General features: G+C 74.2%; 9 protein-coding genes. 7 read left to right on the top strand and 2 right to left on the bottom strand.

Translation table 11 applies throughout. The features are described from left to right. Positions 1-10: 10 nt before the first annotated feature. Positions 11-856 (bottom strand): dioxygenase family protein, encoded by an 846-nt coding sequence (locus CP984_RS07060; protein WP_003981798.1) that lies wholly within the window; start codon positions 854-856, stop codon positions 11-13. A 118-nt stretch (positions 857-974) separates the two neighbouring features. Then, positions 975-1928 (bottom strand): helix-turn-helix domain-containing protein, encoded by a 954-nt coding sequence (locus CP984_RS07055; protein WP_030179817.1) that lies wholly within the window; start codon positions 1926-1928, stop codon positions 975-977. A 372-nt stretch (positions 1929-2300) separates the two neighbouring features. Between CP984_RS07055 and CP984_RS07050 the strand changes: the two genes are divergently transcribed. The 7 genes from CP984_RS07050 to CP984_RS07020 all read left to right on the top strand — a co-directional run bounded on the left by CP984_RS07050 (position 2301) and on the right by CP984_RS07020 (position 11789). Beyond that, positions 2301-4817: a SpoIIE family protein phosphatase gene (locus tag CP984_RS07050; RefSeq protein WP_003981796.1), complete on the top strand. Its 2517-nt coding sequence runs from the start codon at positions 2301-2303 to the stop codon at positions 4815-4817. 52 nt (positions 4818-4869) lie between these two features. After that, complete coding sequence (locus CP984_RS07045) at positions 4870-5592, top strand: class I SAM-dependent methyltransferase (protein WP_003981795.1); 723 nt, start codon at positions 4870-4872, stop codon at positions 5590-5592. 189 nt (positions 5593-5781) lie between these two features. After that, entirely contained in the window at positions 5782-6366 is a 585-nt protein-coding gene (locus CP984_RS07040) for a hypothetical protein (RefSeq protein ID WP_003981794.1), read from the top strand. Positions 6367-6569: 203 nt separating this feature from the next. Further along, a complete protein-coding gene (locus tag CP984_RS07035; RefSeq protein ID WP_151416133.1) occupies positions 6570-7403 on the top strand; it encodes a M55 family metallopeptidase in 834 nt (277 codons plus the stop codon). A gap of 13 nt (positions 7404-7416) precedes the next feature. Further along, complete coding sequence (locus tag CP984_RS07030) at positions 7417-8760, top strand: M20/M25/M40 family metallo-hydrolase (protein ID WP_030179811.1); 1344 nt, start codon at positions 7417-7419, stop codon at positions 8758-8760. Between the two features lie 72 nt (positions 8761-8832). Continuing rightward, a complete protein-coding gene (locus CP984_RS07025; protein WP_003981791.1) occupies positions 8833-10827 on the top strand; it encodes a S9 family peptidase in 1995 nt (664 codons plus the stop codon). After that, the gene (locus CP984_RS07020; RefSeq protein ID WP_003981790.1) at positions 10824-11789 is read left to right on the top strand and encodes a S66 peptidase family protein; all 966 of its coding nucleotides are present in this window, start codon (positions 10824-10826) and stop codon (positions 11787-11789) included. The genes CP984_RS07025 and CP984_RS07020 overlap by 4 nt, the downstream gene beginning before the upstream one ends. The last annotated feature ends 79 nt before the right edge of the window (positions 11790-11868 follow it).

Raw genomic sequence — 11868 nt, 5'->3', positions numbered from 1 at the left:
ACGTCCCGGCTCAGGTGCGGCGCCACAGCGCCGGGACGGCCGGCGGCTCCCACCCGTCGCGCGCGGTGTGCGGCTGCAGACACGTGTACGCGGCGCCGCCGTACGTGACCTGGTCACCGGTGCGGTAGTCGGTCCCGGAGGCCCAGGTGCCGCCGGGCGCGGTCGGCTGATCCGTGGGGGACGGGCCGGACCCGCCCCGCACCCGCAGGACGAAGTCGAACGACGCTTCCTTGGCCGGCCCGTTCTGCCGCACGTTCATCAGCAGCGCGGGGTTGAAGAGCGGGTCGGTGTTGTTGCGCGGCTCGCCGGGGAAGTAGAGCTGCGTGGTGAGGATCGGCTGGTTCGGTGCCTGCACCTTGACGTGCAGGTGGCGGGTGCGGCCCGGGTAGAGGCCCGGCACGATCGTGGTGAGCTTGAACGCGCCGCGCTGGTCGGTGAACTGGTGCCCGCGGAAGCGGAAACCGACGTTGTCGTAGTTGCCGTTGGCGTCCGCCTGCCACCAGTCCAGCAGGACGTGCGACAGCGGCTGGCAGGTCAGCCCGAAGACGAAGCCGCTCACGGTGAGCCGGGTGCCCTGCGTGCCGGGCTGGACCAGCGAGTCGCGCAGCGGCGAGTTCGGCTTGAAGTACGGGCCCTCGATCTGCGGCGGCGTCGGGTCGTCGCCGTCGTCGCAGTACGGGGTGGGGGTGAGCGGACCGCCGGAGGACTTGCTGTCCCGGGCCAGTGCGACACCGCCGAGCAACAGGGGTATCGGCACCGCCGCGACGGCGGCCTTGAGCACGTTCTTGCGGGTGATGCCTCTGCGCGCGCCGTCTTCCTGCGCGGTCTCCGTGTGGTCCGTGTGTCCGTCTTCCATCGCAGTCGCTCCTGTGTACAGGGGGGAGGGGGACAGGGCAGGGCGGAACCCGGGTGCGGGGGTGGGCAGGAGCCGGGCGTCCGCGCCGCCGGTGCTGGCTGAGCGGCCGCGACAGACGCTATTCGGGCCGCGCGGGCCCTTCGATGGACTCGGCGCGGAGTTCATGGTGAATTCCTCCGGCGCCGCCCGCCGCGCGGCGGAAGTCGCCGGGGCTCAGTCCCGTCTCCCGGCGGAAGAAGCGGCAGAAGTACGCGGGGTCGGCGAACCCCACCCTGCGGGCCACCTGAGCGACCGTCAGCCGGGAACCGGACAGCAGCCGCTTGGCCTCCACGGTCTGCGCGTGCCGGATCAGACGGCCCGGAGTACGGCCGGTGCTGCGCTTGACCAACTCGGTCAGATGCCCTACCGATACGCCGAGTTCGTCGGCGTAGGACCGGACGGAACGGCCCACGGAACCCGGTTGGGCCAGTAACCGGGTGAATTCCCGGGATACCAGGGCGGCCCGGCCCGGCACGGGCTCCGTACGCCGTACGCCGGGCCGGCCCGCCGCGCCGTCGGAACCGCCCGCGCCGTACGGGCCCGGCGCGCCGTACGGGGCGGACAGCCGCAGCGCGCGGGCGATCAGGATGTGCAACTGCGCCTGGAGCACCGACCGGAACGACGGGGCCCGCTCGCCGTACTCCCACAGCATCTCCCGCACCAGGCCGGCCATCCGCGCCGCGTCCTTTGGTCCCGGCCGCATCCACGGGCGCTCGCCCAGCTCCGTCAGCGCGTCCCGGTCGCCGGGGTGTGCCAGCAGGAAGTCGTCGGTGAACAGGATCACCCAGCCGCGCAGGCCGGCGACGCGGTCCCAGTAGTGCACCTGGCCAGGGGCGATGAAGCACAGGTGGGGCGGGCGCAACGGCCACCGGTCCTCGTCGAGGACGTGGCTGCCGGTGCCGCCCGTCACGTACACGATCTCGTGGAAGGAGTGCCGGTGCGGGAAACCGGCCCGCGACAGGGGCCCGATGGTGTCGAACGAGCCGATGGCGAAGGGCAGGAGATGCGGTGCGGGGACGTCCAGGCGGTGCAGCGGCACCGGCCCTTCGGCCTGGTCGTTGCCGCCGCGCGGGGCGAAGACGTCCGGTGCGGGGCCGGCCTGCCGCCCGGCCCGGGGGGCGGCGGCCCGGCGGGCCCCCGCGGTCACCTGTTCGGTCCGTCTGGGCACGCCCTCACCATACGGGCGCCCGCAAGACCCCAACCGGGGCCGCCCGTTCCGCTTCCGGCGGGACGGCGCCGTGGTGCCGGCGGGGCGGTGGCGCCGCGCGGGACGACCGATCGGCTTGCGCCATGGTCGTTCGCGCGGGGCGCACCACCTATTCGGTGAATGCGGCCCCCGCTGTCACCAAGCGGTCGTACCGTGGTAGCGGTGGTGCAAGATCGGTGTACGAAGGAGCAACCGCCCATGGAGCGTGGCCCGTCGCACGGCGACGACAGGGTGGGCGCGGTGCCTCGGGTGCCGGCGCCACGGGACCCCGTGCCCGGCCGGATACCGCTCGCCGTCGTGGTGGTGGACGCCGACGGACTGGTCTCCCACTGGAGCACGGGCGCACGCAGGCTCTTCGGACCCGCCCGGGAGGAAGCGGTGGGCACGCCCGCCGTCGATCTGATGCCGGTCTCCGGCGCGCTCGGGCAGGAGTGGTCGGCGCGCGACTGGGACGAGGAGGAGGGCGAGCGGCTCGACGGGCCCGACCTGGAGGCATCGCTCGGCGGCCGGGCCGCCTACCCCACCGCGGGCCGCGCCCGCATGGCGGACGTGCAGCGCGGCACGGTCGACCTCCTGTGGTGGGCGTATCCCCTGGTGGGCCCCGGCGCGGAACGGCTGCTGGTGCTCGCGGCGGACGCCGACCAACTGCACCACCACGGCGGCACGGACGACACCACCGAGGAGAGCGAGCGCTTCGCGCCGGGATTCGCCCTGCACACCGACTTCCCCGGCTCGGAGGTGCTGGCCGCCCAACTGCCCCAGATACTGCCGAGCATGAGCCCGCAGGAAAGCGCCCGGATCGTCTCCCAGGTCCTGGAACTGGGCTACCCGGTGCTGGAGATCAGCCAGCAGGAGCGCTTCCCGGTCACCCCCGACTGGGGCGTGCCGCGCCGGGTGGAGCGCCGCGCCCGGCTGCTGCGCGCCGCGGACACCGCCACGGACGCGCAGTCCGCCGCCGAGGCCGCGGCGGAGCTGGAATCCGACCTCGAATACGCCGCCGTCCGCGAGCGGTTGGAGTTCCTGAACGAGGTCAGCGGCCGGATCGGCTCCTCCCTGGACCTGGCCCACACGATCCAGGAGGTCAGCGAGGCCGTCGTACCGCGCTTCACCGACGTCGCCGGCACCTATCTGCGCGAACAGGTCGTCGCGGGCGAGGGCTTCCCCGACGGCCCGCCGGACGCCACGACGATGTGGCACCGCGTCGCGGTGGAGCACAACGACGAGCCGGGCCGGTGGGACGACGTGGTGCCGGTCGGCGAGTCGATGCCGTTCCCCGTGCACACCCCGTTCTTCCAGTGCATGACCACCGGCGAGCCGGTGCTGATCCCGCGCATCAGCGAGGAGCTGGGCAACGCCATCGCCGCGCAGTTCGAGAAGCGGGACATCAGCCCGCTGATCAACCGCCGCTCGCTGCTGGTGGTGCCGCTCAAGGCGCGCAACGTGGTCCTGGGCTTCATGATCCTGCTGCGCCACCCGGAGCGCATGGAGTTCAACGACATGGACCGGGTCACCGGCGCCGAACTGGCCGCCCGCGCCGGACTCGTCCTGGACAACGCCCGCATGTACACCTACCAGGAGAACGTCGCCGAGACGCTCCAGGACAGCATGCTGCCGCACATCGAGCCCCGCATGGCGGGCTGCGACACGGCCACCCGCTATCTGCCCGGCACCCGCCTCGGCCGGGTCGGCGGCGACTGGTTCGACACCATCAAGCTGCCCGGCTCCCGCACTGCCCTCGTCGTCGGCGACGTGATGGGCCACGGCCTGAACTCCGCCGCGATGATGGGCCAGCTGCGTACCGCCGTGCAGACCATGGCCGCCATCGACATGCACCCGGCGCAGCTGCTGCGCAGCCTGGACGACCTCGCGCAGCGCCTCGGCGACAACTACCTCGCCACCTGCCTGTACGCGGTCTACGACCCGATCGGCCAGCAGGTGATGATCGCCAACGCCGGGCACATCCCGCCCGTCCTGGTGCGGGCCGTGGACGGCCGCAGCGAGCTGCTGGACCTGCCGACCGGCGCGCCCATCGGCGTCGGCGGGGTGCCGTTCGAGGCGGTCACGCTCCCGGTCGCGGCCGGGGACCGGCTGGTGCTGTGCACGGACGGCCTGGTGGAGGTGCGCGGCGAGGACATAGGCGTCGGCCTGGCGGCACTCGCCGAGTCCGCCGCCCACCCGGCCGCCTCCATGGACGACGCCTGCGACGCCATCATCCGCGCGCTGAACGTCCGCGGCGGCCGCAAGGACGACGTGGCCCTGCTGATGGCGCGGCTCAACGGCATCGCCCAGGAGGACGTGGCCGAATGGCGCCTGGCCATCGACGCGCGCGAGGCGGGCCGCGCCCGCCGCCTGGTCCGCGCCCAGTTGGCGCGATGGGGACTGCGGGCGGCGTCGGAGACCGCCGAGCTGCTGGTCAGCGAGGTCGTCACCAACGCGGTACGCCACGCCCACACCCAGCACGTACTGCTGCGCCTGGTCCGTACGGAAGCCCTGCTGTGCGAGGTGTCCGACGACGACCACGCCCTGCCGCAGATGCTCAGCGCGGCGGACGACGACGAGTTCGGGCGCGGGCTGCGGGTGGTCAGCAGGCTCGCGCGGGAGTGGGGTACGAGCCGGACGGCGACCGGCAAGACGGTGTGGTTCGAGCAGAACCTGCCCCGTCGGGACACCACCTGGTCGCGCGACGGACAGGAATCGGACTCGAACATCGCGTGAAACAACGGTCGGCGGCCTTGCGGGGGACCGGGTACGGCAGTAGCAATTGGCCATGAGCGGTTCGAGCCAGTATCTGCGCGCATGGGAAGGCTTCTGGCGCGACGCGCCGGCGGGCGAGGGCGAGGTGTTCTGGGACTCCGACCCGTCCCTGACGGCCGAGCTGCACCTGCCGCTGTTCGCCGGCCACTTCGACGCCGCGCTGCCCGTCGTCGACCTGGGCTGCGGCAACGGCACCCAGACCCGCTTCCTGGCCGGCCGCTATCCGCGTGCGATCGGCGTCGACCTCTCGGCCGCCGCCGTCGCGCACGCCCGCGCCGACGATCCCTCCGGGGTGGCCGAATACCGGTGCCTGGACGCGTCCGACCCGGCGTCCGTACGGGCGCTGCACGGCGAACTGGGCGAGGCGAACGTGTATCTGCGCGGCGTTCTGCACCAGTGCGCGTCCGAGGACCGGCCCCGGATCGTGGCGAACATCGCGACGCTGCTGGGCCGGCGCGGCCGGATCTTCGCCGTCGAACCGGCCGAGGCGTCCCGGGACGTCTTCGCTTCGCTGGCGCAGGGCCCCGGGGGCCCGCCCGGCAAGCTGCGGGCCGTCCTCGCGCACGGCATCGCGCCCGGCGAGATGGCCGACTCGGTCGTCCCCGAGCTGCTGACGGCCTACGGGCTGCGGGTGCTCGGCACCGGCCGGCTGCCGCTGCTGACGACCGAGTACCGCCCGGACGGCTCCCGTATCGAGATCCCGACGAACTGGCTGGTCGCGGGGGTGGCGGGCTGACCGCCGCGGGCACGCGCCCCGGGGCCGCGCGCATCGGCCCCGGGTACCGCCGCGCTTCCCCCGTACGGCGGAGGCGCCCCGGCCTGAAGGGCGATGCGGGGCACGGGCGGCGGACGGCACGGTGGTGCACGGCCGGGGCAACCGGCCGCCGGTGGGGAGCCACCGGGCACCACGTCCTCAGGAGGAAACATGCCGCGCGTCCGCCGTCCTTCCGCCGCCGTCGCCACGGCCCTCGCCCTCTGCGCCGGAAGTGTGCTGACACTCGGCGCGGCGGCCCCGAGCGGGGCGGCCACGGCCGGTGCCCGGGCTGCCGGGGGTACGGCCGAGCCCTCGCTCACCGGCGCGGGAAAGCTCCAGCGGCGCCCGGGCGACGACGTGCACTTCGCCTTCAACGCACACGGTTTCGCCGACAAGGCGAGCGGCACGTTCTACGTCAGCCACCACATGGACAAGAAGTGGGGCGGGCACTTCAAGGGCCGTATCGACTGCCTGCTGACCGGCGGTCCGGTCGCGGTGGCCACCGGCGTGGTCACCGAGGTGGACTTCACCGGCGCTCCCGGCTATCCCGATCTCGGCGACATCAAGGGCAAGCGCTTCGGCTTCACCGTGCTGGACGACGGCAGGAAAGACCGGCTCGGCTACAGCTGGGCCATGGACGGCCTGCCCCGGAACAGCGTCGGGAAGTGCCAGAGCAGCGCGCCCTTCGAGACCTTGGAGAAGGGCGATTTCCGGGTCCGGCACTGGATGCCGCCCCGCCCGGCGGCCCGGGGCTGACCCGCGGCAGGGTGCCGGGCCGTCACGGGGGTGTGGCCCGGCACCCGGCAGGACACCCCGGCCGCCCCCGCCCGGACACGCCCCGGCCGCCTGGCGTCGCCCCTGGTTATGGTGGGAATCCTGCCCGGTGACGCGCGCGACGGCGCGGCCCCGGGCCGGTGCCGGAGCGGTCCGCCTCCTAGCTGCGATGGGACGGGTGCATGGTGAAGATCCTCATTTCCGCCGACATGGAGGGCGCCACCGGAGTGACCTGGCCGGACGACGTCCTGCCGGGCCACGCCCAGTGGCAGCGGTTCCGGCCGGTGTTCACCGGCGACGTCAACGCGGCGGTCGCCGGGTTCTTCGCCGGCGGCGCCGACGAGGTCCTGGTCAACGAGGCCCACTGGTCGATGCGCAACCGGCTGCTGGAGGAGCTGGACGAGCGCGCGCAGCTGCTCACCGGCAAGCACAAGGCGCTGAGCATGGTGGAGGGCGTCCAGTACGGCGACGTGGACGGCGTCGCGTTCATCGGCTACCACGCGGGCGCCGGTACGGAAGGCGTGCTGGCCCACACCTACCTGGCCAACTCCCTGACCGGCGTGTGGGTGAACGGCACGCGGGCCAGCGAGGGCTACCTCAACTCCCTGGTGGTGGCCGAATACGGTGTGCCGGTGGTGCTGGTGACCGGCGACGACCGGACCTGTGACGACGCCGCCGGGTACGCGCCCGACGCGCGGGCCGTGGCCGTCAAGGACTATGTCTCGCGCTACGCCGCCGTATGCCGCCCGCCGGCCCGTACCGCGGCCGACATCAGGGCGGCCGCGCGGGAGGCCGCGGCGCTCGCGGTGCGCACCGAGCCGGTACGCGGCGGCCCGTACACGGTGGAGATGGAGTTCGACGCCGAGCACCTGGTGGGCCAGGCGACCTGCGTGCCGGGTGTCGAGCGGACCGGCGAGCGGCGCGTCGCGTATACCAGCGAGAACATGTACGAAGCGATCCGCTGCTTCAAGACGGTCACCACCGTCGTGTCGTCGGCGGTGGAGGAGCAGTATGGCTGACAGCGCCGACGACATGGCGGACCGCGCCGGCGACGCGGTGGACGGACAGGCCCTCGACGAGGTCGTACGGTTCACCTCCGACCTGATCCGTATCGACACCACCAACCGCGGCGGCGGCGACTGCCGGGAGCGCCCGGCCGCCGAGTACGTCGCGGAGCGGCTCGCGGAAGCCGGCCTGGAGCCGGTGCTGCTGGAGCGCACCCCGGGCCGTACGAACGTGGTCGCACGCGTCGAGGGCACCGACCCGGACGCCGCGGCCCTGCTGGTGCACGGGCACCTGGACGTGGTGCCCGCCGAGCCCGCCGACTGGACCCGGCACCCGTTCTCCGGCGAGGTCGCGGACGGCGTCGTATGGGGCCGGGGTGCCGTGGACATGAAGAACATGGACGCGATGGTGCTCGCGGCCGTACGGCAGTGGGCGCGCAGCGGCGTCCGGCCCCGGCGCGACCTGGTGCTGGCCTTCACGGCCGACGAGGAGGCCAGCGCCATCGACGGCGCGGGCTTCCTCGCCGACCACCACCCCGGCCTGTTCGAGGGCTGCACGGAGGGCATCAGCGAGTCCGGCGCCTTCACCTTCCACGCGGGCGGCGGGATGCGGGTCTATCCGGTCGCTGCGGGCGAGCGCGGCACGGCCTGGCTGAAGCTGACCGCCGAGGGCCGGGCCGGGCACGGCTCCAAGGTCAACCGTGCCAACGCGGTCAGCCGGCTCGCCGCGGCCGTGGCCCGCATCGGCGAGCACCGCTGGCCGGTGCGGCTCACCGACACCGTGCGCGCCGCGCTCACCGAACTGGCCGCCCTGCACGGCATCGAGGCCCGCCTGGACGCCCCGGACTTCGACGTGGACACGCTGCTCAGCAAGCTCGGCCCGTCGGCCGCGCTCGTCGAGCCGACGGTCCGCAACAGCGCCAATCCGACGATGCTGGAGGCCGGTTACAAGGTCAACGTCATCCCGGGCAACGCCGTCGCCCACGTGGACGGGCGGGTGGTCCCCGGCGGCGAGGCGGAGTTCCGCACCACCATGGACCGCCTCACCGGGCCCGACGTCACCTGGGCGTACGACCACGGCGAGGTGGCCCTCCAGGCCCCGGTCGACTCGCCCGCGTACGCGGCGATGAAGGCCGCCCTCCAGCACTTCGACCCGGGCGGCCACGTGGTCCCGTACTGCATGTCGGGCGGCACGGACGCCAAACAGTTCTCCCGCCTGGGCATCACCGGATACGGCTTCTCGCCGCTCAAGCTGCCGGAAGGTTTCGACTACCAGGCGCTCTTCCACGGGGTGGACGAATGCGTTCCGGTGGAGGCGCTGCACTTCGGCGTCCGGGTTCTCGATCACTTCCTCAGGTCGGTCGAAGGGTGATACGTACGGGTTGATGCCCGGCCGCGCGTACGACAGGCTTGGCGGCTCCAGCGACTGAGGAGGAACGCCACGATGGTGACCACGGCCCCCTACGGAGCCTGGCCGTCCCCGATCGACGCCCGGCTGGTCGCCGAGCACGACGGCCGCCCCGAGTACGTCGGCGTGGTAGGGGCCGAAGTGTGGTGGACCGAGGCCCGCCCCGCGGAGGGCGGCCGCCGCGCGCTGGTGCGCAGGGGGCTCGACGGCACGGAGGAGACCGTGCTGCCCGCGCCGTGGAACGTGCGCAGCCGGGTCATCGAGTACGGCGGCCAGCCCTGGGCCGGCGCGGTGGACGCCGACGGCCGCACGGTCGTGGTCTTCTGCGACTTCGCCGACCAGCGGCTGTACGCGTACACGCCGGACGACGGCGCCGCGCCCCGCCCGCTGACCCCGGTCTCGGCCGTCGGCGGCGGACTGCGCTGGGCCGACCCGGTGCTGCGCCTGGACCGCGGCGAGGTCTGGTGCGTCCTGGAGGAGTTCACCGGGCCCCGGCCGACCGATGTGCGCCGGGTGATCGCCGCGGTGCCGCTGGACGGCTCGGCGGCCGAGGACCGTACGGTGGTGCGCGAACTGAGCGACGACCGGCACCGCTTCGTGACGGGCCCGCGGATCTCGCCGGACGGGCGGCACGCGGCGTGGATCGCCTGGGACCATCCGCGGATGCCGTGGGACGGCACGGTCGTGCTGCTCGCCGGCATCACCGGCGGCGGCGCGTTCACCGGCGTACGGGAGTTCGCCGGCGGCCCCGAGGAGTCGGTGGCGCAGGTCGAGTGGGACGCGGACGGCACGCTGCTCTACGTCTCCGACGCCGACGGCTGGTGGGAGCTGCGCCGCGCCGACCCGGCGGAGCCGGACGGCACGCCCGGCAGGCGCCTGTGCCCGCCCCGGCAGGAGGAGTTCGGCGGTCCGCTGTGGAAGATCGGGATGCGCTGGTTCCTGCCGCTGGACGGCGGCACGATCGCCGTCGTGCACGGCCGCGGTGCCACCTCGCTCGGCATCCTCGACCCGGTCAGCGGCGACCTGGTGGACGCGGCCGGGCCGTGGACGCAGTGGGCGCCGTCGCTGGCCGTGCACGGCAGCCGGGTGATCGGCATCGCCGCCGGCCCACGCAGCGCCCACGAGATCGTGGAGCTGGACACCTGCACCGGCCGGGCCCGGGTGATCGCGGCGCGGCACACCGACGCCGTGGACCCGGCGTACTACCCCGAGCCGCAAAGCCGCACCTTCACCGGCCCGGACGGCCGCGACATCCACGCCCACATCTACCCGCCGCACAACCCCGGCCACCGCGCCCCCGACGGCGAACTGCCGCCCTACGTGGTGTGGGCGCACGGCGGCCCCACCGGCCACGCGCCGCTCGTCCTGGACCTGGAGGCGGCCTACTTCACCTCCCGCGGCATCGGCGTCGCCGTGGTCAACTACGGCGGTTCGACAGGCTACGGACGGGCCTACCGCGAGCGGCTGCGGGGGCAGTGGGGCGTGGTGGACGTCGAGGACTGCGCGGCCGTCGCCGAGGCGCTGGCCGACGAGGGCACCGCCGACCGCCGCCGGCTGGCCGTGCGCGGCGGCAGCGCGGGTGGCTGGACCGCGGCGGCCTCGCTGGTGACGACCGGTCTGTACGCCTGCGCCACCATCAGCTACCCGGTCCTCGACCTGGTGGGCTGGTCCGAGGACGGCACCCACGACTTCGAGTCGCAGTACCTGGAGAGCCTGATCGGCCCGCACGACCAGGTGCCGGACCGCTACCGCGAGCGGTCCCCGCTGCACCACGCGGACCGGATCTCGGCGCCCTTCCTGCTCCTCCAGGGCCTCGACGACGCGGTCTGCCCGCCCGCCCAGTGCGACCGCTTCCTGCGCGCGGTCGCCGGCCGCGGCACCCCGCACGCCTATCTGGCCTTCGAGGGCGAGGGCCACGGCTTCCGGCGCGCGGAGACCATCGTCCGCGCCGTGGAGGCGGAACTGTCGCTGTACGCGCAGACCTTCGGCATCGCCCGTACGGACGTCCCGCCGCTGGAGCTGACGAAGTGACAGGTGCCGGTTCCGCCGTCGCCGGGGACCGCCCCCGGCGGCTGGTCCCCGGCGACCGGGTGCGTATCGTCGCGCCGAGCGGTCCGGTCGCGCCGGAGCGGCTGGACGCCGGGGCCGACCTGCTGCGCGGCTGGGACCTCGATCCGGTCGAGGCGCCCCACGTACGCGGCCGGCACGCCACCTTGCCGTACCTGGCGGGCACGGACGAGGAGCGCGCCCGCGATCTCCAGGAGGCGCTGTGCGACCCGGGCGTCGCGGCGGTGTTCGCGGCGCGCGGGGGGTACGGCGCGCAGCGCGTGGCCGACCTGCTGGACTGGGCGGCGGTGCGGGCCGCCTTCCGCGCGCACGGACCCAAAGCGCTGGTGGGCTTCAGCGATGTGACGGCCCTTCACGAGGCGTTCGCGGTGCGCGCCGGGGTGGCGACGCTGCACGGCCCGGCCGTCGCGGGCGAGGTGTTCCTCAAGGACGAGCCGACCCGCGAGCACCTGCGGCGCACCCTCTTCGCGCCCGGCTCGGTCCGGGTCGTCACCTCGCCGGCCGCCCGGCCGCTGGTGCCGGGCCGGGCGCGCGGCGTCACGCTGGGCGGCTGCCTGTCCCTGCTCGCCGCCGACCTCGGCACGCCGCACGCCCGCGCGGTCGCCGCCGGGGGCCTGCTCCTGCTGGAGGACGTGGGCGAGCCCCCGTACCGCGTGGACCGTGCGCTGACCCAGCTGCTGCGCGCCGGGTGGCTGGACGGCGTCGCGGGCGTCGTGCTCGGTTCGTGGGCCCGCTGCGGCCCGTACGAGGACCTCCGCGCGGTGCTGCTGGACCGCCTCGGGCCGCTCGGCGTGCCGGTGGTGGAGGAGTTCGGCTTCGGGCACGGCGACTCGGCGCTGACGATGCCGCTGGGGATACGGGCGGAGCTGGACGCGGCGGCCGGGACGCTGACGTACGACGTACCGGCGCTGCGCGAGGGCCCCTGAGGGCGGGCGCCTCTGAGAGGGGGCGCGCCACCCGGACGAGCGACCCGGTCCTGCGCGACAGGTCCCGTACCGCTCTCGA

The sequence above is a fragment of the Streptomyces rimosus genome (assembly GCF_008704655.1).
Taxonomy (GTDB): Bacteria; Actinomycetota; Actinomycetes; order Streptomycetales; family Streptomycetaceae; genus Streptomyces; species Streptomyces rimosus.
The sequence above is the reverse complement of the archived record's forward strand: the minus strand, read 5'-3'. Positions and strand labels throughout refer to the sequence as shown.